Here is a 20,365-nt window from a genome sequence, read left to right as displayed (position 1 = left end):
TCATATGAAAATGACTCTGCAGTGGTATAATAAGTACTATTGAAATTGCGACAGCCGAAGCGTAATAGCTTCGGCTTCTTTTAGTCATATAATGAATCGATAAAAGAGAGAAAAAGCGAAAAAGTTTATGATACAATAACGTTAAAATGTAGAAGTCGGAGTAGGTGAGTAGAAATGAAGTTAATGGTGAAAGCACCAGCTAAAATAAATTTATCTTTGGACGTCTTACATAAGAGACCTGATGGGTATCATGAGGTTAAGATGGTCATGACGACAATTGATCTGGCAGATCGAATTGAATTAGCGAAGCGCAACGATTCTAAAATTATTGTGCAATCGCAAAACCGCTTCGTTCCCGATGATCAACGTAATTTGGCATATCAAGCCGCTCATCTGTTAAAGGAGCGCTTTAACGTGTCTAGTGGGGTAACGATTAATATTGAAAAGAACATTCCGGTAGCAGCGGGGCTTGCAGGAGGAAGTAGTGATGCAGCTGCGACCTTAAGAGGATTGAATACGCTTTGGGAATTAGGTCTTTCCTTGGACGAGCTAGCAGACATAGGAGCTGAAATTGGATCAGATGTGTCCTTCTGTGTGTATGGAGGAACAGCTCTTGCGACTGGAAGAGGAGAAGTTATTGAGCATATTGAAACGCCACCTAATTGTTGGGTTATTCTAGCAAAACCTGAAACAGGCGTTTCAACAGCTGAAGTGTATCGTAACTTGCGTCTAGGAAACGTGGAACATCCGGACGTTGACGGGATGGTTTCAGCAATTAACGAACAAAATTATGCAGATATGTGCAAATTGGTAGGAAATGTGCTTGAGAGCGTGACATTAAACATGCATCCGGAAGTTGCTTTAATTAAAGACCAAATGAAGCGCTTTGGTGCGGATGCAGTTCTAATGAGCGGAAGTGGGCCAACTGTTTTCTGCTTGGTGAAATATGATTCTAGAATGCAACGGATTTATAATGGGTTAAGAGGTTTTTGTAGCAAGGTTTATGCAGTGCGATTACTTGGGGAACGTCTACCTCTTGATTAAATCCGTATGTTGATGATATATTTATATTAGAATATTCGGATTTTAAGGAGGACGAAATGAAATTTCGGCGCAGTGGACGATTAATTGATATGACTAACTATTTTATTCAAAACCCCCAACGTCTTATCCCTTTGACCTATTTTGCAGATAAGTATCAATCCGCAAAATCTTCTATTAGTGAAGATATGGGAATTATTAAGCAGACTTTTGAGCAACGTGGGATTGGTACGTTGATTACACTACCAGGAGCAGCAGGAGGGGTTAAATTTATCCCTAAAACTTCGAAAGAGGAAGCAACCTCCTTTATCGCAGAGCTTGGCGATATTGTTCAAAACCCTGAACGCCTCTTACCTGGTGGATACTTATACTTAACAGATATTTTAGGGAATCCAACGCTTGTAAATCACATTGGCAGACTCTTTGCTTCTGTATTTGCTGATCGCGACATCGATGTGGTCATGACGGTTGCTACAAAGGGTATTCCGCTTGCTTATGCGGTAGCACAGTATTTAAATGTTCCAGTTGTGATTGTAAGAAGAGATAGCAAGGTGACAGAGGGGTCTACTGTAAGTATTAATTATGTATCAGGCTCATCTAAACGAATTCAAACAATGCTACTTGCAAAACGAAGCTTAGCTCAAGGATCGAAAGTATTAATCATTGATGACTTCATGAAAGCTGGCGGAACGATAAATGGAATGATTAGCTTGCTAGAGGAATTTGATGCTAAGGTAGCAGGAATTGGCGTTCTTTTAGAATCTGAGGATACACAAGAGCGTTTAGTTGATGAATATGTATCGCTTGTTAAATTAACAGCAGTAGATGTAAAAGAAAAACATATTAGCGTTGAGGCAGGAAATTATAGCTCATTTATCTAATGTGAATATAGAAAAACAAAAAGCTCTAATTTTAGCAAGGAGATCATCCCCTATAGAATTAGAGCACTTTTATATTGGAGGAAAAATTATGCGTCAAGTACAAACGAAAAATGCTCCCCAGGCTATTGGCCCTTATTCTCAAGGAATCATTGTAAACAACTTATTTTATAGCTCCGGGCAAATTCCCTTACGAGCTGATGGAACGATGGTTGAAGGGGATATCCAAGCACAGGCTCATCAGGTGTTTCGAAATCTACAAGCAGTACTAGAAGCTGCAGGTGCTTCTTTCGAAACAGTGGTAAAAGCAACTGTATTTATTAAAGACATGAATGACTTTGCATCATTAAATGAAGTATACGGAGAGTATTTTTCTACGCACAAACCTGCACGTTCCTGTGTAGAGGTGGCGAGATTACCTAAAGATGCTTTAGTTGAAATTGAAGTTATTGCTCTTGTAAAATAAGCCTTAAATCATAAAAAATAAAGGTTTTTTACTAAGATGTTCACGCCAAAAGTCCTGATAATCCAGAATAAATTTCCATTTGTTCACTTTTTTTGCGAAATATTACTAAAAAATTTTTTAGAATTGCAGGAAAACTCTAAAAGCTGTTGAATTACTATTTAAAGCTTCATTTAGAGAAAAGGTGGTGAACATAAATGGAAGTAACTGACGTAAGATTACGCCGCGTGAACACCGATGGACGTATGAGAGCGATTGCATCTATTACTCTAGACAACGAATTTGTTGTCCACGATATCCGAGTAATCGATGGCAATAATGGCTTATTTGTTGCAATGCCAAGCAAACGTACACCAGATGGAGAGTTCCGTGATATTGCTCATCCGATTAATTCTGGCACTCGCGGAAAAATCCAGGATGCTGTACTGGCTGAATATCACCGTTTAGGTGAATTAGAAGTTGAATTCGAAGAAGCTGGAGCTTCCTAAAATAGTTTAAAAGAGCCTATTTGAAAAAAATGGGCTCTTTTATTATGGAAGCGCTATTTATTTTAATAAGCGCTTAATGCGTTTGGTTCAGCCTATACATAATGATTTACTCCGAGTGTCGCATCTATGAGCAACTTCAAAAAAAAATTCCTCTTTAAAAAATCCGTCAAACCTATTTCTACTCGTACTCCATGAATTGCTAAAAATATGTACTTTGTTATCCTTCTTGAAATGCAAGCTTATTTAGGATAATATTCATAATGGATAAAAAGGTAAAATTGGAGGCCTATTATGACAAAACGATATGCAGTCATATTGGCAGCTGGCCAAGGAACGCGCATGAAATCTTCTTTATATAAGGTTTTACACCCTGTTTGTGGGAAACCGATGGTTCAGCATGTCATTGAACAACTTGCTTCTCTGAATTTAGAACAGATGGTCACAATTGTGGGCCATGGTGCTGATAAAGTAAAAGCTGAAATTGGCAATCGCAGTGCATTTGCTTTGCAAGCAGAACAACTTGGAACAGCACATGCAGTTATGCAAGCTACACAGCTAGAAGGTAAAGAAGGAACAACTATTGTCGTATGTGGTGATACACCGCTTATTACAGCAGAAACAATTCAATCTTTATTAGATCATCATGAGCAACAAGGGGCGAAAGCAACTATTTTAACAGCTCATGCTGAAGATCCAACTGGATACGGACGCATTATCCGTAACCAAGAAGGACTAGTGGCAAAAATTGTTGAGCATAAAGATGCTTCAGAGCAGGAACGTAACGTGCAAGAAATTAACACTGGTACGTATTGTTTTGATAATGGTTTCTTATTTGACACGCTTAAGAAAGTTTCAAATGATAATGTTCAAGGTGAATACTACCTTCCAGACGTTATTGAGATCTTGAAAAATGAGGGCGAAGTTGTTTCGGCATTCCAAACACCTCATTTTGAAGAAACATTAGGGGTAAATGATCGTTTTGCTCTTTCTCAAGCAGAAGAGTTTATGAAAAATAGAATTAGTAAAAAACATATGTTAAACGGCGTTACAATTATTGATCCTTCTCACACATATATTTCTGTGGATGCAGAAATTGGTCGAGACACAGTTTTACATCCAGGAACAACAATTTCTGGTGAAACGGTAATCGGGGAAAACTGTTTCGTTGGACCGAATACAGAAATAAAGGATAGTAAGATTGCAAACAATACAGCAATCAAGCAATCGGTTGTACACGATAGTGAAATCGGAAATGATGTAACAATTGGTCCTTTTGCTCATATTCGTCCTCAATCTTCTATTAGTGACGAAGTTCGAATCGGAAACTTTGTAGAAATTAAGAAAACGAAGTTTGGAAAAGGAAGCAAGGCTTCTCACTTAAGCTATATTGGTGATGCAGAAGTAGGTCAGGATGTAAACTTGGGTTGTGGTTCTATTACAGTGAACTACGACGGGAAAAATAAATTCTTAACAAAAATTGAGAACGGTGCATTTATCGGATGTAATTCAAACCTAGTTGCACCTGTAACAGTTGGAGAAGGCGCATATGTTGCTGCAGGATCCACAATTACAGAAGATGTTCCGGGCAATGCGTTATCAGTTGCACGAGCTAGACAAGTGAATAAAGAAAATTATGTAGATAATATGGATGTTAAGAAAAAGTCCTAATGGAGGGTTATTAAAAAGATGTCAAAAGTATACGCGGATCAAAATTTGAAGGTGTTTTCGTTAAACTCTAACCCAGATTTAGCGGATGAAATTGCTAAGGTTATTGGTGTAGAGTTAGGGAAATGTTCAGTAACTCGCTTTAGTGACGGAGAAGTACAAATCAACATCGAAGAAAGTATTCGTGGTTGTGACGTATATGTAATTCAACCTACAAGTGCTCCTGTGAACGAGCATATCATGGAAACACTTATTATGATTGATGCATTAAAACGTGCGTCAGCTAAAACGATTAATATCGTAATGCCTTATTACGGTTATGCACGTCAAGATCGTAAAGCGCGTGCTCGTGAGCCGATTACAGCGAAACTAGTAGCAAATTTACTTGAAACAGCTGGTGCTACACGTGTTATTACGCTTGATTTACACGCGCCGCAAATTCAAGGTTTCTTTGACATCTTAATCGACCACTTAGTGGGTGTGCCAATTTTAGGTGAATACTTCAAGAGCAAAAACCTTGATGATATAATTGTAGTTTCTCCAGACCACGGTGGTGTAACACGTGCCCGTAAGCTTGCTGAGCGCTTGAAAGCACCAATCGCTATTATTGATAAACGCCGTCCGCGTCCAAACGTAGCAGAAGTAATGAACATCGTTGGTAACATCGAAGGAAAAACGGCCATCTTGATTGATGACATTATTGATACTGCGGGTACGATCACGTTAGGAGCTAATGCTCTAATCGAAAATGGTGCAACAGAGGTTTATGCTTGTTGTACACACCCTGTTTTATCGGGTCCAGCTATTGAGCGCATTGAAAACTCTAAAATCAAAGAGCTTGTTGTAACAAACTCGATTGCATTGGCAGAGGAAAAGAAAATTCCAAAAGTAACGCAGCTTTCAGTTGCACCTTTACTAGCGGAAGCAATTATTCGTGTTCATGAAGAGCAATCTGTAAGTACATTATTTGATTGATTCGTTTGAAGATAAATTCGATCTGAAATTTCATGTTTAACTCTACTAGATTTAGGGAAACTATATAGGGAACCTAAAAATAGATAAAACATGGAAGGTGAGATAGATGAGTACTTTAGTAAAAGCTAATGAACGCAATGATTTTAAAAATTCAGCGAGACGTAAGATTAGAGAGGGAGGAAACTTCCCAGCAGTAGTCTACGGTAACAAGGTGGAGCCAAAGGCTATCTATCTTGACAGCGCTGAGTTTATCAAAACAATTAGAGAGACTGGACGCAACGGAGTATTAAATCTCCAAGTAGGAAAAGAGAAATTTTCCGTCATGCTACATGACGTCCAAGTAGACTCTTTGAAAAATGATATTGTACATGCTGACTTCCGCGTAGTCGATATGTCTACAGAAGTGGATGCTGATGTAAATATCGTGCTAGTAGGAGAAGCAAAAGGTGTAAAAGAGGGCGGAGTTTTACAACAATCTCTTCACCAAGTTTCTGTTACAGCACTTCCGAATGACATTCCATCTGAAATCGAAGTGGATGTTACAGACCTAGAAGTGAACGACACAATTACGCTTGCTGACTTAAAAGCGAACAAAAAATATACGCTAAACCAAGATGATAGCGAAGCAATTGCTTCTGTGTTACCTCCTCAGCAGGAGGAAGTAACGGATAGTGGGGAAGAGCAAGAAGAGAGCGATCAAGAGCCTGAAGCGATTAAGGAAAAGAACGACGAAGAATAATTCGTTAAAATCCCTTACGCATTAAGCTTTTTTGGTAAAGAAAAAAAGAAAATGAAAAGACGTAACCAAAAGGTTACGTCTTTTCGTATGAATTGATTATAATATAGAGTAAGAGCTATTTTTAGAAAGGGGCAAGTCCTTTTGAAGTTGATTATTGGATTAGGAAATCCAGGAAGAGAATATGATCGTACAAGGCATAACATTGGTTTTATGATTATCGACCAATTAGCTGATCATTTGTCGATCTCTTTGGATAAAACAAAGTTTAACGGCCTATTCGGAATGGGAATGGTAAAGGGTGAAAAGGTTATCCTATTGAAGCCATTAACCTACATGAATTTATCCGGAGAGTCTATACGACCTTTAATGGATTATTATAATATAGATGTAGAAGACATTATGGTTATTTATGATGACCTAGATCTTCCAACAGGAAAAATTCGTCTTCGTACGAAAGGTAGTCCTGGTGGACATAACGGAATTAAATCAATGATTCATCATTTGCACACGCAAGAGTTTAAGCGCATACGTGTAGGAATCGATCGCCCGTTCAAAGGGATGAAGGTACCTGATTATGTATTAGGTCGCTTTACTGAAGACGAAATGGTTCATATGAAGCCAGCAATGGACAAGGCGGTTGAAGCGTCGGAAGAATCGATTAGCAAGCCATTCTTAGAAGTAATGAATGTCTACAATCAGTAAGAAATGAATAATGTCCTTCTTATGTGTCCATAATAGGAATAAAACACATGGAGGATTCATATGTCTATTCATTATCGCTGTCGACACTGTAGATGCGCAGTAGGCGAACTGGATCAGCCGCACGTTGATATGAAGCAGCTAGGTTTAGATCACCTGAACATCGAGGAAAGAAAAGAATTTGTCTCTTATGAAACAAATGGAGATGTTGTTATTCAAACAATTTGCGAGGATTGTCAAGAAGCGTTAGAGCGCAATCCAGATTATCATCAGATAAGAACCTTTATACAGTAAGAAGGCTTTGGGCTTAAGACTCAAAGCATTTTTCTGTTTTGAATACATGTAAGACCATCGGGAGGAGGGAAAGTTTTGTTAGGCATTAAACAACATTTTTTACATAGTGATGAAGTTGGAACCATCATTAGCAGTTTAGAAGAAGGCTTAAAAGAGCAGCTTATTACCGGGCTTTCTGGATCAGCACGTTCTGTTCTTTTATCTGTTTTACATGAGGAGAAAAATAGACCTGTTTTAGTTGTAACTCATAATTTACTTCAAGCGCAGAAGATCTATGATGATCTACAGAACTTATTGCCTCGTGGGAACGTATTTTTGTATCCCGCTAATGATTTAATTGCCTCTGAAATGGGAACAGCAAGCCCCGAATTAAAGGCACAGCGTATTGAAGCACTAAACTATTGGAGCAGTCACACAAGCGGGGTGATGGTAGCGCCAATTTCAGGATTAAGAAAACTTTTACCAAGCAGAGAGTCATGGAAGAAAAGTCAGCTGAAGTTTGAAATAGATCATGATATTGAGGTTGATGAATATGTGAATGAGCTTGTCACGCTAGGGTATGAGCGTATGTCGATGGTTTCAGCACCAGGTGAATTCAGCGTTCGGGGTGGAATTATTGATATTTACCCTCTCACAGAGGAATTGCCGGTTCGTATTGAATTATTTGATACACAAGTGGATTCTATTCGTACGTTCACCATCGAGGATCAGCGCTCTCAAAAAACGTTATCGTCCATTACAATCGGACCTGCGACAGAATCGATTATCTTTAAAGAAGAGATGGCAGCAGGGATTCAGCGCTTAGAGGAAGAGCTATCTGTTACATTGAAAAAGATAAAAGATGAGAACGTCAAAAAAGAGCTAGCTGAAAACGTAGGGTATGAGCTAGAGCAGCTGAAACAAGGGAATATTCTTGAGAATATGTTCAAATACCGCTCGCTTTTCTACGATGATCCTGCTAGTTTGCTAGACTATTTACCGAACGACGCAACCGTTGTAATCGATGAAATGACGAGGGTCCATGAGACATCAGAACAGCTCGATAAAGAGGAAGCTGAATGGGTCACAGAACTTCTTTCCATGGGGAAAATTGTTCACGACGTCACACTCTCTCATAAGCTTCCAGCCCTTATTCAACAATCAAAACAGTCTATCATTTACTTGTCGCTGTTTCTAAAGCATGTCTCGTATACAAATCCGCAGAACATTTTAAGTATCTCTTGTAAAGCGATGCAGCAATTTTATGGGCAGATGAATTTGCTGAAAAATGAGATCGAACGGTGGAAGAAGGGGAACTACACGATTGTTGTGCTAGGAGCAAACGAGGAGCGTGTGGATAAGCTTGAGCAAGTATTAGCTGATTATGATATTGAATCGTCGATGCTCTCAAGTGACAGTGAATTTACAAGAGGAAAGGTCCAAATTATTGAGGGAGATCTTCAATCTGGATTTGAGTTACCTCTTCAAAGGCTTGCCGTTTTAACGGAAGAAGAGCTGTTCAAAAAGCGCGTGAAGAAGACAAAGCGTAATCAGAAGTTATCTAACGCAGAGCGAATTAAAAGCTATTCAGAGCTTAACGTTGGAGATTATGTTGTTCATATTAATCACGGAATCGGGCGTTATTTAGGAATCGAAACGCTTGAGATTAATGGCATTCATAAGGACTATATCCACATAAAATATGATGGTACAGACAAGCTTTACGTTCCGGTAGAGCAAATTGATCAGGTTCAGAAGTACGTTGGTTCAGAAGGAAAAGAACCAAAAGTCTATAAATTAGGCGGCAACGACTGGAAAAAGGTGAAGCGTAAAGTAGAATCCTCTGTACAAGATATTGCGGATGATTTAATTAAGCTTTATGCAGAGCGTGAAGCAAGTAAAGGCTACGCATTTGCACCTGACAGTGACTTACAGCGCGAATTTGAGATGGCTTTCCCATATAACGAAACAGAAGATCAGCTTCGTTCTATCACTGAAATTAAGCGTGATATGGAGAAAGAACGTCCAATGGATCGCTTGCTTTGTGGTGATGTTGGTTATGGGAAAACAGAGGTTGCGATTCGTGCAGCTTTTAAAGCTATTCATGATGGTAAGCAGGTAGCTTTCCTAGTTCCAACCACTATTTTAGCTCAGCAGCACTTTGAGACAATTCGAGAACGTTTTCAAGACTATGCGATTAATATCGGGCTGTTAAGTCGATTCCGCACCCGCAAACAACAGCAGGAAACGTTAAAAGGAATTAAAAACGGTACGGTTGATATCGTGATTGGTACGCATCGCCTACTCTCAAAGGATGTTGTATACAAAGATTTAGGACTATTAATTATTGATGAAGAGCAGCGCTTTGGGGTAACACATAAAGAAAAAATTAAGCAGTTTAAAGCCAATATTGATGTGCTAACCTTAACAGCAACGCCAATTCCTCGTACGCTTCATATGTCTATGCTTGGGGTACGTGATTTGTCGGTCATTGAAACGCCACCTGAGAATCGTTTCCCTGTACAAACATATGTAGTTGAGCAAAATCCGACCCTTACTCGTGAAGCAATTGAACGAGAATTAGCAAGGGAAGGTCAAGTGTATTACCTTTATAACCGAGTGGAAGATATTGAACGAAAAGCAGAAGAGATTGCGATGCTCGTTCCGGATGCGCGTGTCACATATGCTCACGGGAAAATGAACGAAACAGAGTTAGAGTCTGTTATCCTGAGCTTCTTAGAAGGAGAGTATGACGTTCTAGTAAGCACAACCATTATTGAAACGGGTGTTGATATTCCGAATGTGAATACGCTCCTTGTTCATCATGCGGATAAAATGGGTCTATCTCAGCTTTATCAGCTGCGTGGACGTGTAGGGCGCTCAAATCGCGTAGCTTATGCATACTTTACTTATCAAAAGGATAAGGTGTTAACAGAAGTAGCTGAAAAGCGTCTGCAGGCTATTAAGGAGTTCACGGAGCTTGGATCAGGATTTAAAATTGCGATGCGTGATTTATCGATTCGTGGAGCAGGAAATCTGCTTGGAGCTCAGCAGCATGGATTCATCGATTCTGTCGGATTTGATTTATATTCTCAAATGCTGAAAGAGGCGATTGAAGAACGAAGAGGAGATCAGTCCGAGCAAGCGCGTACACCAAATGTTGAAATTAATCTTGATATTGATGCGTACATTCCAGATCTGTATATCACGGATGGTCGTCTGAAGATTGAGATGTACAAACGATTTAGGGGAATTGAGACAATTGAAGATATTCAAGATCTTCAAGAGGAGATGGTGGACCGTTTTGGTGAGTATCCAGAAGAAGTCGCTTATCTATTCCTCATTTCTGAAATGAAAATTTATGCCCGTCAATCGAATATTGAATCGATTTCACAACTGAAGCAGGACGTAACCGTTCTGTTATCTGAACAAAGAAGCCAGGCAATCGATGGAACGAAGCTTTTCCAACTAGGAAATGAATATGGCCGCATGGTAGGTCTTGGTATGGACGATGGCAAAATCAAAATTGTTGTTCATACGAAGGGATTAAAACAGAAAGAATGGCTAGATGTTGTGTATGGTCTTACGAAACGTCTACCGGAAGCTCAAAAAGAGCAAATTCCTAATTAACGTAATAGGGTTTTAAAAAATAGAAAACAGGGAAAAATATCCAAAAATTACAAATGTGGCGTCTATACATTACTTTGTGGAACGTCTTAATTCCAACTTTGGTGACTTTTTAGCAAAAAAAGAGATAGTTGGTGTATAGAAGTGATTTTGTGAAGGATACTAATTTCAACAAAGATGATAAAACATTATTACATCATCTAATCTTAACTATTCATGATATGAAAGAGAGGCTTCCCTGATGAAAGCAACAGGTATTGTTCGTCGTATTGATGATTTAGGGCGTGTCGTTATTCCGAAAGAAATCAGAAGAACGCTACGTATCCGTGAAGGAGATCCATTGGAGATTTTCGTTGATCGTGACGGAGAGGTAATCCTTAAGAAATATTCTCCTATCAGTGAACTAGGCGATTTTGCAAAAGAGTATGCAGAGGCATTATACGACAGCCTTGGTCACACAGTGCTAGTTTGCGACCGTGACCTTTATATTGCGGTAGCAGGTGGATCAAAGAAAGAGTATCTCAATAAAAGTGTTAGTGAGCTAATCGAATCCGCAATGGAGAGCAGAGCATCTGTATTGGTAACGGATGAGAAAAAGATTGAGGTTGTAGATGGGAATGAAGAGACAATTATGTCTTATACAATTGGACCAATTATTGCAAACGGCGATCCGATTGGGGCAGTTGTCATTTTATCGAAAGACAAGCAGGTAAGTGAAATTGAGCATAAGTCTGTAGAAACTGCAGCCAGCTTCTTATCACGCCAAATGGAGCAATAATTATTTTCATACACCATATCTTTACTCAAAAGAAGAAAGGTAATCCTAATAATGTGGATTGCCTTTTTTTATTTGGAATGGGTTAAGAAGCAAGCAGTAAAGGCGAGACATGATATAATAACAGGGAATTTAGTTGTCGTAGGAAGAAAGGTACGAAAACATGAGTAGAAATAAGAGGAAAACGGCCGTTATTTTGAATGGAGCTGTTCTTCTAACAATTGCCGGACTAATAACTAAAATATTGAGTGCTGGTTATCGCATTCCTTATCATCATATTACAGGTGACGTAGGGTTTTATATCTATCAACAGGTTTATCCGATTTACGGAATGGTTTTATTGATTAGTACGTATGGTTTTCCCGTTGTCATTTCGAAATTAATTGCGGAACAAATTGAGTTGGCTAATTACAAGTCGATACGAAAAGTTTTAATGGTTTCTTTTACTTTTTTATTTTTGCTTAATGTTGGACTATTTTTCATCCAATTTTTAGGTGCTCATAAAATTGCTTGGTTGATGGGAGATCTGAAGTTAACCATTTTAATTAAAACGATGGCGTTCGCTTCTTTAATTACTCCGTTCATCGCGGTTATAAGAGGTTACTATCAGGGACATCAAGATATGCTGCCAACAGCAACATCACAAGTTGCCGAACAAATTGTTCGAGTGGTAACGATTCTACTGGCCTCTTACTTATTTCTTAGGGCAGGATATAGTCTTTATATGGCAGGTGTGGGGGCTGTATTAGGCTCCATTACGGGGGCGCTTGCTTCTATAGTGGTTCTACTAGCATTTTTCCGCAAACGCGTGTTTTATCCAAATCAGCCGATCAAGAAGTCTATTTCTGTCGTTGAAATTTTAAAGCAGTTGGTTATGAATGGAACGCTTATGTGCCTTAGTAGCATGGGGTTGATTTTGTTACAATTAATTGACTCGTTTACGATCTATTCACAGCTGACTACCCATCATATGTTGAATGTAGACGCAAAGATTGCAAAAGGAATATATGATCGCGGTCTACCGCTCATTCAGCTAGGAACCGTAGTAGGAACTGCTTTTTCTCTTTCGCTGGTACCCGTTATTTCTTCTGCTTTTACGAAAAGAGATAGACAAGCATTATACGAAAAAATTCATTTATCACTGCGTGTAGCCTTTGTAGTAGGGGTAGGGGCTGCATTTGGATTAGTTGGTATTATGAACTCGACGAACACCATGCTTTTCGGAGATCGTGCTGGGTCTTTCACGCTACAGATATTAAGTCTGCTTATTTTATTTACTACACTCGCCTCCACCTTGGCAGCCATTTTACAAGGAATTGGATCAGTATACGCCCCAGCGCTCGCGATCATAGTAGGTGCATGTATAAAATGGATTGGGAACGTATGGTTAATTCCGCTCTTCGAAATTACGGGAAGCGCTTTGGCATCCGTCGTTGCATTTTTAGCGATTACGGGTTGTAACATCTACGCTTTGCGTAAAAAGATAGCCTTATCCTACAAAATTCAAGACCTTTTATCACCTCTTTTAGCAGGGGGATGTATGCTTGCACTTCTGTTAGGACATCATGAATTATTTCTACGATATGTTCATATTAAAACAGTGTGGAGTTCGGTCCTTGAAGCCTTTAGTGGTGTTGCGATTGGTGGGGTAGTGTATCTCGTTCTGATTTTACAAACGAATGTATTTGCAAAGCGAGAAATTGAACTGTTGCCGTTAGGAAGCAAACTGGCTAAATTAAAAAATAATAAATGATGAAGGTGAATATATGACAAATACGATTACAGTTGTGGGAATAGGAGCAGGTGATTTTGACCAGCTAACAATTGGGGTGCTTCGTACGCTAAAAAATGCGCCTCACCTGTTTTTACGTACAAAAGAGCATCCTGTTGTAAAAGATCTTGAAAATGAAGGAATTACGTTCACTTCATTTGATTCTATTTACGAGAGTCATGATTCGTTTGACGAAGTATATCAGGAGATCGTATCAACGTTGTTTGAAAAAGCAAAAGAGCAGGATATTGTCTATGGAGTACCAGGTCATCCGTTTGTCGCAGAGCGCGCTGTGCAATTGTTGGTAGAAGGTGCGAAATCTCATGATATTAAGATTGATGTAAAGGGCGGACAAAGCTTTTTGGATCCGATTTTCAATTCCTTGCAAATCGATCCAATTGAAGGATTTCAGCTATTAGACGGGACAGCTTTAGACAAATCAGAGCTCAAGTTAACTCAGCACATGCTGATCGCACAGGTATATGATCAATTCGTGGCTTCTGATGTGAAGTTAACATTGATGGAGCACTTACCTGATGAGCACGAGGTTTATATTGTCACCGCTGCTGGTAGTACATTGGAAAAGATTACGAAGGTGCCTCTATATGAACTGGACCATGATATGACATTAAGTAATTTAACAACGGTCTATGTACCTCCAGTAACGAAAGAAGAGATTTTATATCATCAGTTTGAGTCGCTGCGATCAATCATTGCTACATTAAGAGGACCTAATGGTTGTCCGTGGGATAAAAAACAGACCCACCAGAGCTTAAAACCGTATCTTTTAGAGGAGTCTTATGAGCTTTTAGAGGCAATTGATGAGGAAGATGATCAGCACGTAGTCGAAGAGCTTGGAGATGTACTACTACAGGTTATGTTGCACGCTCAAATTGGAGAAGATGAAGGATTCTTTACAATTGATGACGTGATTCGAACGTTATCAGAGAAGATGATTCGTCGACATCCACACGTCTTCGGTGATGTACAAGCAGAGGATGCAGATGAAGTATTAAAAAATTGGAATGCCATTAAGCAAGAAGAGAAACAAACAAAACCAAACTCATTGCTCGATTCGATTCCGAAAAGCCTTCCCGGCCTTATGATGGCGTATCAGATCCAGAAAAAAGCAGGTAAAGTAGGCTTTGATTGGAACGATGTGGCGCCTATGTGGGAAAAAGTATCGGAAGAAATAGAGGAATTCAAAGCAGAAAGTGCGAATGAAGAACCAAATGAGAATATGCTGAAAGAATTTGGAGATGTCTTATTTGCATTCGTCAATATTGCTCGCTATTATCAGCTTGATCCAGAAGTGGCATTACAAAGCACGAATCAAAAGTTTACAAGACGTTTTCAATACATTGAAAAAAGGGTAAAAGAATCGAACAAAGCGTTCGAAGACTATACGCTAGAAGAACTTGATCAATATTGGAATGAAGCAAAGAAAAACGGTTTATAAAAGAAAGGTGATTACAATGCGTTTAGATAAATTTTTAAAAGTATCTCGCTTGATTAAACGACGTACGTTAGCAAAAGAGGTAGCAGACAAAGGTCGTATCGAAATTAACGGCATCGTTGCAAAAGCGAGTTCTATCGTCAAAGTAGGCGATGAATTGAAAATTAAATTTGGCACAAAAGAAGTGACGGTAAAAGTAGAATCGCTTAAAGAAACGGCTAAAAAAGAAGAAGCAAACTCTTTATATTCTGTCGTAAAAGAAGAGCGCGTTCCGGCTGAATAAGGGATAGAAAATCGAGGAGGCTTGTTCTAAAACATCCCTTCATCTCATATGTTTTAACAAGATTATGAGAGCTATTGAAGCGTACAATGCGGCGTATGAATTGCTCTCAGTGAATGAGATGGGGGATTGAAATGAGCCAATTATACGATACAGGTTCAGGCAATAAAGAACAAGCTGTGCATCATGATATTTCAATGAAAGGCCGCAGACTAGTAGATATCACAGGTGTTAAACAGGTTGAAAGCTTTGATAATGAGGAATTTCTCCTTGAAACAGTGATGGGCTTTCTTTCGATTCGAGGCCAAAATCTCCAAATGAAAAATTTGGATGTTGAAAAGGGAATTGTATCGATAAAAGGAAAGGTTTTTGATATAGTATATTTAGATGAAAACCAGTCGGAGAAGGCTAAAGGCTTCTTTAGCAAGCTGTTTCGATGAGTTTAAATTTGCAATTTTACACAATGATCGCTATGATTTCGATGGGTAGTTACTTAGGTGCTGCCCTCGATACATATCATTATTTCTTTAATCGGTCGAAGCGGTCCTCGTGGCTTGTATTTATAAACGATCTTTTATTTTGGTTTCTGCAATCATTACTTGTATTCTATGTACTTTTTACCGTAAATGAAGGAGAACTCCGGTTTTATGCATTCCTGGCTTTAATATGTGGTTTTGCTATGTATCAGGCCTTGTTGAAGGGAATGTATATGAGGGTTCTGGTCTTCCTCGTTCAAACGATTGTGCGTATCTATAAAGTACTCGTTCGAACAATTAAGTTGTTGTTCGTTTCCCCGATTTTCTTCCTAGTAAAAATGGTACTAGCTGTTTTGTTAGGTGGTATACAGATTTTGTTAAAGCTAGCTCTATTCCTTTTGAAGATTATTTTTGCTCCTTTTAAGTGGATAAGCTTTCTCATTTGGCGAATGTTGCCTAAATCTGTAAAAGACTTTTCCGTGAAGACAGCAACTAAAATAAAGGGATTTCTTCCTAGGCTACAGAATATGAAACAACAACTTCTAACGTGGTGGGAAAAATTTAGAAATAAGGAGGAGTAGTAAGGATGAGTTCAAAGCGCGATGAAAAAGTATCTCCGCTCAGTTCCGATTACATGGAAGCCCAAACAATGAAAAAGCAGAATAAAAGCAGACGTCGTGTCGGACTAACGAGAAGACTTATTGCGTTTGGAGTGATTGCGCTCATCATACTGGGCTCCATTACATCTGTTCTTATTTCACAGCACCAAACTCTTCAAAAGCGTGAAGAAGATAAAAAGCAATTGCATACAAAAATTGCGAAGCTAGACCAAAAAGAAAAGCAGTTAAAAGACGAAATAGCGAAATTAAATGATGAAGAATACATTAAGAAAATTGCACGTCGAGACTATTTTTTATCGGAAAATGGCGAAATTATTTTCAACATAAAAAAGGGCGATAAGTCCTCGAATTGACAGTGCATTTTGGATTTTTGTATAATATAATAAAATGATTCATTGATATTTCTAAGGAGGAGCATTTTTTTTATGTCAATCGAAGTAGGCAGCAAGTTACAGGGAAAGGTAACGGGCATTACTAATTTTGGAGCATTCGTGGAATTACCAGAAGGCTCAACAGGCTTAGTTCACATTAGTGAAGTAGCTGACAACTATGTTAAGGACATTCGCGATCACTTGCAAGTCGGGGATTCTGTAGAAGTAAAAGTAATTAACGTTGAGAAAGATGGCAAGATTGGTCTTTCGATCAAGAAGGCAAAAGAAAGTGAGCGCCCAGAACGTCCAGAGCGTCCAGAGCGTACTGACCGTCCACAACGTCCAGATCGTGGCGACCGTCCGCAGCGTCCGTTCCGTGGGGGCGGCGACCGCCCTCAAAGAAACCGTAACAACAATGATAGAGGACCATCAAAAGAGAACTTCGAACAAAAAATGGTGCGTTTCCTCAAAGAAAGTGAAGATCGTCTAGCTTCTTTAAAACGCAATACGGAGTCCAAACGTGGTGGCCGTGGCGCTAGAAGAGGGTAACTTGCTGCTTATTAACTACTGAGCGAGTTTATGAAATATAGATTACCCCCCTGCATCGTGCAGGGGGGTTTTGTTATGTGTCAGTGATCATAACAAAAAACACATGCGATTTTCGCATGTGTTTTAGGATGACCCGTACGGGATTCGAACCCGTGTTACCGCCGTGAAAGGGCGGTGTCTTAACCGCTTGACCAACGGGCCGTTATAAATGGTAGCGGCGGAGGGGATCGAACCCCCGACCTCACGGGTATGAACCGTACGCTCTAGCCAGCTGAGCTACACCGCCATTTATTTAACAACAAAATATATATTACTAAGTTTCTTTTGTAAAGTCAACACTTTTTTAAGGAACCTAAAAAATTAGCTTTAGGAAACTTTTATTGCGATTGTTTAGAACAATTCTTACCGCCTTTTTACTTTACAGAAGTCACCTGTAAATTTCAATATCATTTTTTAAAAATATTCCTGCAAAAAGATGAGAAATTACTACGAGATATGTCAAAATATTCACTTTGTCTGAACGGATTATGATGGAATTTGTATAGTTTGATTTGTAATTCTAGAAAACCGTCGAACGATTCTTAGAGTTCTTCTCTTGTTTTGACAAATTATGAAGGAAACAATCGTTATAATAGCTACACAAGTATAACGTTTGGGTGGTGGAAAAATGCAAAAAACAGAAAGGAATTATTCACAGCCAGTTGGAGAAGTAGTCTTTAATCGGTCGCGTTTAGAATTTTCACGTTTTTTTGGACGAGTTAGCTTGAAGATTGAGCGTCTTATGTTTCAACACGGTTTATTACTCCTAATGGTCGGTTTCCTATTAGGTCGTGCATTAATCCTAATGAAAATTATGCCGTTTGCCCTCCCGTTCTTTGCGTCAGTTTATGTGATTAAGAGAGATAAATTAGGGATTGCGACAATATCTGTTTTGGCTGGTGCATTTAGTTTATCCATTCAAAATGGTGGAATGGTATTCTTATCGATCTTTGCCTTTTTACTCTTTAATCGACTTAGCGGCTTTTTTTCCGTAGAGCCTCTGCGTAAGCTACCATTCCTCGTTTTTGCTACGATGCTCATTACAAAAGTAGGCGTATTTTATGTGATTGATCGAGATCTTACGTTTTATGATTTTACTTTTGCGGCTGTTGAAGCTGGTTTGAGCTTTATTTTAACCATGATTTTTCTTCAAAGTATTCCTTTGCTATCTAGTAAAAGTCGACGGCAGTCTCTAAAGGTTGAAGAGGTTATTTGCTTAATTATCTTGCTTGCTACTGTCATGACGGGTACAAGTGGTTGGAGTGTGTACGGATTATCGGTTGAGCATATTTTATCTCGTTATTTGGTCGTTGTGTTTGCATTTGTAGCTGGATCTACAACAGGTGCTACGGTAGGCGTTGTTTGTGGACTAGTACTTAGTCTAGCAAATGTATCAAGCTTATACGAAATGAGCCTCTTAGCCTTTGCTGGTCTGCTTGGTGGTCTGCTAAAAGATGGAAAAAGAGTGGGGGCAGCTCTTGGTCTAATTGTCGGTTCGCTATTAATCGGTTTATATGCACAAGCTGATCAACCGGTAATGACAAACCTCTACGAGTCACTCGTAGCAGTGGGGCTCTTCTTCTTAACACCTCTTATTATTCTGAAAAATATTGGTAAAATCATTCCCGGTACGACTGAAAATCTCAACGACCAGCAGCAATATTTACGGAAAATTAGAGATGTAACTGCACACCGCGTACAGCAGTTTTCTACTGTGTTCAATGCGCTCTCAAACAGTTTCTCTCAAAATGGTTTTTACGATGAGGGAAATGACGAAAATAAAGAAGTGGATTATTTTTTAAGTAACGTCACAGAGCGAACATGCCAGCTTTGTTTCAAAAAGGAACAGTGTTGGGGAGCTCAGTTCGATAAAACATACGAATACATGACGCAAATCATGGAAGAAGTCGATAATGGAACTCTTCATCAAAATACGAGAATTAGTCGTGAGATGGACAAGCACTGTATTAAGGCTAAAAAGGTTATTGATATTATTGATCAAGAACTAACGTATTTTAAAGCGAATCAAAAAATCAATAAACAAATTCAAGATAGTCGAAAAATTGTCGCTGAACAGCTTATGGGTGTTTCACAAGTGATGGAGAACTTTGCAAATGAAATTAAAAGAGAACGTGAAAATTGGTATATGCAAGAAGAACAAATTCAAGCGGCTATTCGCGATTTTGGAATTGAGATCAATCAAATTGAAATCTATAACCTTGAGGCTGGAAATGTGGATATTGAAATGTGGACGCCTTATTGCCATGATCGAGGCGAAAGTGAAAAGCTCATTGCTCCAATGCTTTCAGATATTTTGGGTGAAACAATTATGGTCAAACACGAAGAATGTGCTGCTTATCCGCAGGAACTTTGCCACGTTTCCTTTGGTTCAGCGAAAGCCTTTGTTGTTGAAACAGGCGTGGCACATGCTGCAAAAGGCGGAGGATTTGTATCAGGAGATAGCTATTCAATGATTGAATTAGGAGCAGGAAAGTATGCCCTAGCGATTAGTGATGGAATGGGTAATGGTGAACGAGCCCACTACGAGAGTAATGAAACGCTTCAGCTCTTAAAGAAGATTCTGCAGACGGGAATTGAAGAAAAAATAGCGATTAAAGCAGTAAATTCAATTTTAGCGTTACGAACAAGCGATGAAATTTTTGCGACACTTGATTTAGCAATGATTGATCTACAGGATGCTCATTCAAAATTCTTAAAGATTGGTTCTACACCAAGCTTTGTTAAAAGGGGCGATAAGATTATTAAAATACAAGCAAGTAATCTACCAATGGGAATTATAGAAGATTTTGAGGTAGATGTTGTAAGTGAGCAGCTTAAGGCTGGAGATTTGCTAATCATGATGAGTGACGGTGTGTTTGAAGGACCAAAGCATGTTGAAAACTATGAAATGTGGATGAAGCGAAAAGTAGCTGAGTTGCAAACAAGTGATCCACAGGAAATCGCCGATTTAATTATGGAAGAAGTTATTCGTACACGGTCTGGAATGATTGATGATGATATGACGGTTATGGTGGCACAAATTAAGCATAATACACCTAAGTGGTCGACGATTCCCGTCTATTCATACGGAAAACAGGCTCAATAATTACGCCCCCTCCTAACTATTAAGTATAAATTACCGTTTGTGCGTCAAAAATGGTAATAACTAGTTAGGAGGGG

At 39.0% G+C, this 20,365-nt stretch carries 19 protein-coding genes and 2 tRNA genes; 19 read left to right on the top strand and 2 right to left on the bottom strand.

What is annotated here, in order from left to right; all coding sequences use genetic code 11:
* Positions 1 to 174 precede the first annotated feature (174 nt).
* From ispE to AMD01_RS18325, 18 genes are all read left to right on the top strand, one after another.
* Positions 175 to 1,044: a 4-(cytidine 5'-diphospho)-2-C-methyl-D-erythritol kinase gene (ispE, locus tag AMD01_RS18410; protein WP_053402915.1), complete on the top strand. Its 870-nt coding sequence runs from the start codon at positions 175 to 177 to the stop codon at positions 1,042 to 1,044.
* 56 nt (positions 1,045 to 1,100) lie between these two features.
* Entirely contained in the window at positions 1,101 to 1,922 is an 822-nt protein-coding gene (gene purR, locus AMD01_RS18405; protein WP_053402914.1) for a pur operon repressor, read from the top strand.
* A gap of 85 nt (positions 1,923 to 2,007) precedes the next feature.
* Positions 2,008 to 2,385 (top strand): 2-iminobutanoate/2-iminopropanoate deaminase, encoded by a 378-nt coding sequence (ridA, locus tag AMD01_RS18400; protein WP_169775990.1) that lies wholly within the window; start codon positions 2,008 to 2,010, stop codon positions 2,383 to 2,385.
* Positions 2,386 to 2,579: 194 nt separating this feature from the next.
* On the top strand, positions 2,580 to 2,870 hold the full coding sequence (spoVG, locus tag AMD01_RS18395; RefSeq protein WP_023613316.1) for a septation regulator SpoVG: 291 nt from the start codon (positions 2,580 to 2,582) through the stop codon (positions 2,868 to 2,870).
* Between the two features lie 291 nt (positions 2,871 to 3,161).
* Positions 3,162 to 4,538, top strand: coding sequence for a bifunctional UDP-N-acetylglucosamine diphosphorylase/glucosamine-1-phosphate N-acetyltransferase GlmU (gene glmU, locus AMD01_RS18390; protein ID WP_053402912.1), 1,377 nt, complete (start codon positions 3,162 to 3,164; stop codon positions 4,536 to 4,538).
* Positions 4,539 to 4,556: 18 nt separating this feature from the next.
* Complete coding sequence (locus AMD01_RS18385) at positions 4,557 to 5,510, top strand: ribose-phosphate diphosphokinase (RefSeq protein ID WP_053402911.1); 954 nt, start codon at positions 4,557 to 4,559, stop codon at positions 5,508 to 5,510.
* A gap of 106 nt (positions 5,511 to 5,616) precedes the next feature.
* Positions 5,617 to 6,249 (top strand): 50S ribosomal protein L25/general stress protein Ctc, encoded by a 633-nt coding sequence (locus tag AMD01_RS18380; RefSeq protein ID WP_053402910.1) that lies wholly within the window; start codon positions 5,617 to 5,619, stop codon positions 6,247 to 6,249.
* Between the two features lie 141 nt (positions 6,250 to 6,390).
* Positions 6,391 to 6,951, top strand: coding sequence for an aminoacyl-tRNA hydrolase (pth, locus tag AMD01_RS18375; RefSeq protein WP_053402909.1), 561 nt, complete (start codon positions 6,391 to 6,393; stop codon positions 6,949 to 6,951).
* A 60-nt stretch (positions 6,952 to 7,011) separates the two neighbouring features.
* A complete protein-coding gene (gene fin, locus AMD01_RS18370) occupies positions 7,012 to 7,242 on the top strand; it encodes an anti-sigma-F factor Fin (RefSeq protein WP_053402908.1) in 231 nt (76 codons plus the stop codon).
* Positions 7,243 to 7,317: 75 nt separating this feature from the next.
* Positions 7,318 to 10,851, top strand: a complete 3,534-nt coding sequence (gene mfd, locus AMD01_RS18365) for a transcription-repair coupling factor (protein ID WP_053402907.1) — start codon at positions 7,318 to 7,320, stop codon at positions 10,849 to 10,851.
* A 238-nt stretch (positions 10,852 to 11,089) separates the two neighbouring features.
* Positions 11,090 to 11,626 carry a stage V sporulation protein T gene (spoVT, locus tag AMD01_RS18360; protein ID WP_053402906.1) on the top strand — a complete coding sequence of 179 codons (537 nt, stop codon included), beginning with the start codon at positions 11,090 to 11,092 and terminating at the stop codon, positions 11,624 to 11,626.
* A 160-nt stretch (positions 11,627 to 11,786) separates the two neighbouring features.
* Positions 11,787 to 13,376, top strand: coding sequence for a putative polysaccharide biosynthesis protein (locus AMD01_RS18355; RefSeq protein ID WP_053402905.1), 1,590 nt, complete (start codon positions 11,787 to 11,789; stop codon positions 13,374 to 13,376).
* A 13-nt stretch (positions 13,377 to 13,389) separates the two neighbouring features.
* A complete protein-coding gene (yabN, locus tag AMD01_RS18350) occupies positions 13,390 to 14,853 on the top strand; it encodes a bifunctional methyltransferase/pyrophosphohydrolase YabN (protein WP_053402904.1) in 1,464 nt (487 codons plus the stop codon).
* A 16-nt stretch (positions 14,854 to 14,869) separates the two neighbouring features.
* The gene (locus tag AMD01_RS18345) at positions 14,870 to 15,133 is read left to right on the top strand and encodes an RNA-binding S4 domain-containing protein (protein ID WP_053402936.1); all 264 of its coding nucleotides are present in this window, start codon (positions 14,870 to 14,872) and stop codon (positions 15,131 to 15,133) included.
* Positions 15,134 to 15,264: 131 nt separating this feature from the next.
* Entirely contained in the window at positions 15,265 to 15,570 is a 306-nt protein-coding gene (yabP, locus tag AMD01_RS18340; RefSeq protein WP_053402903.1) for a sporulation protein YabP, read from the top strand.
* Positions 15,567 to 16,187 carry a spore cortex biosynthesis protein YabQ gene (gene yabQ, locus AMD01_RS18335; protein WP_053402902.1) on the top strand — a complete coding sequence of 207 codons (621 nt, stop codon included), beginning with the start codon at positions 15,567 to 15,569 and terminating at the stop codon, positions 16,185 to 16,187. The genes yabP and yabQ overlap by 4 nt, the downstream gene beginning before the upstream one ends.
* 5 nt (positions 16,188 to 16,192) lie before the next feature.
* A complete protein-coding gene (locus tag AMD01_RS18330) occupies positions 16,193 to 16,579 on the top strand; it encodes an FtsB family cell division protein (RefSeq protein ID WP_053402901.1) in 387 nt (128 codons plus the stop codon).
* A 72-nt stretch (positions 16,580 to 16,651) separates the two neighbouring features.
* Positions 16,652 to 17,146 (top strand): S1 domain-containing RNA-binding protein, encoded by a 495-nt coding sequence (locus AMD01_RS18325; protein ID WP_053402900.1) that lies wholly within the window; start codon positions 16,652 to 16,654, stop codon positions 17,144 to 17,146.
* 129 nt (positions 17,147 to 17,275) lie between these two features.
* Here AMD01_RS18325 and AMD01_RS18320 read toward each other — a convergent pair.
* Positions 17,276 to 17,347 (bottom strand) — tRNA-Glu (locus AMD01_RS18320).
* Between the two features lie 8 nt (positions 17,348 to 17,355).
* Positions 17,356 to 17,432 (bottom strand) — tRNA-Met (locus AMD01_RS18315).
* A 381-nt stretch (positions 17,433 to 17,813) separates the two neighbouring features.
* On the opposite strand from AMD01_RS18315, the gene spoIIE reads away from it, so the two are divergent.
* Positions 17,814 to 20,291 carry a stage II sporulation protein E gene (gene spoIIE / locus AMD01_RS18310; RefSeq protein WP_053402899.1) on the top strand — a complete coding sequence of 826 codons (2,478 nt, stop codon included), beginning with the start codon at positions 17,814 to 17,816 and terminating at the stop codon, positions 20,289 to 20,291.
* The last annotated feature ends 74 nt before the right edge of the window (positions 20,292 to 20,365 follow it).

The organism is Priestia koreensis, assembly GCF_001274935.1.
GTDB lineage: Bacteria > Bacillota > Bacilli > Bacillales > Bacillaceae_H > Bacillus_AG > Bacillus_AG koreensis.
This window is presented reverse-complemented; position numbering and strand designations above follow the sequence as displayed.

Bases quoted from the DNA above. Each gene is read 5' to 3' on its own strand.
- ispE (WP_053402915.1), top strand. From the start codon at position 175: ATGAAGTTAATGGTGAAAGCACCAGCTAAAATAAATTTATCTTTGGAC.
- AMD01_RS18380 (WP_053402910.1), top strand. From the start codon at position 5,617: ATGAGTACTTTAGTAAAAGCTAATGAACGCAATGATTTTAAAAATTCA.
- AMD01_RS18330 (WP_053402901.1), top strand. From the start codon at position 16,193: ATGAGTTCAAAGCGCGATGAAAAAGTATCTCCGCTCAGTTCCGATTAC.
- spoIIE (WP_053402899.1), top strand. From the start codon at position 17,814: ATGCAAAAAACAGAAAGGAATTATTCACAGCCAGTTGGAGAAGTAGTC.
- AMD01_RS18385 (WP_053402911.1), top strand. From the start codon at position 4,557: ATGTCAAAAGTATACGCGGATCAAAATTTGAAGGTGTTTTCGTTAAAC.
- glmU (WP_053402912.1), top strand. From the start codon at position 3,162: ATGACAAAACGATATGCAGTCATATTGGCAGCTGGCCAAGGAACGCGC.
- AMD01_RS18325 (WP_053402900.1), top strand. From the start codon at position 16,652: ATGTCAATCGAAGTAGGCAGCAAGTTACAGGGAAAGGTAACGGGCATT.
- fin (WP_053402908.1), top strand. From the start codon at position 7,012: ATGTCTATTCATTATCGCTGTCGACACTGTAGATGCGCAGTAGGCGAA.
- spoVG (WP_023613316.1), top strand. From the start codon at position 2,580: ATGGAAGTAACTGACGTAAGATTACGCCGCGTGAACACCGATGGACGT.
- AMD01_RS18345 (WP_053402936.1), top strand. From the start codon at position 14,870: ATGCGTTTAGATAAATTTTTAAAAGTATCTCGCTTGATTAAACGACGT.
- spoVT (WP_053402906.1), top strand. From the start codon at position 11,090: ATGAAAGCAACAGGTATTGTTCGTCGTATTGATGATTTAGGGCGTGTC.
- yabN (WP_053402904.1), top strand. From the start codon at position 13,390: ATGACAAATACGATTACAGTTGTGGGAATAGGAGCAGGTGATTTTGAC.
- yabQ (WP_053402902.1), top strand. From the start codon at position 15,567: ATGAGTTTAAATTTGCAATTTTACACAATGATCGCTATGATTTCGATG.
- yabP (WP_053402903.1), top strand. From the start codon at position 15,265: ATGAGCCAATTATACGATACAGGTTCAGGCAATAAAGAACAAGCTGTG.
- AMD01_RS18355 (WP_053402905.1), top strand. From the start codon at position 11,787: ATGAGTAGAAATAAGAGGAAAACGGCCGTTATTTTGAATGGAGCTGTT.
- purR (WP_053402914.1), top strand. From the start codon at position 1,101: ATGAAATTTCGGCGCAGTGGACGATTAATTGATATGACTAACTATTTT.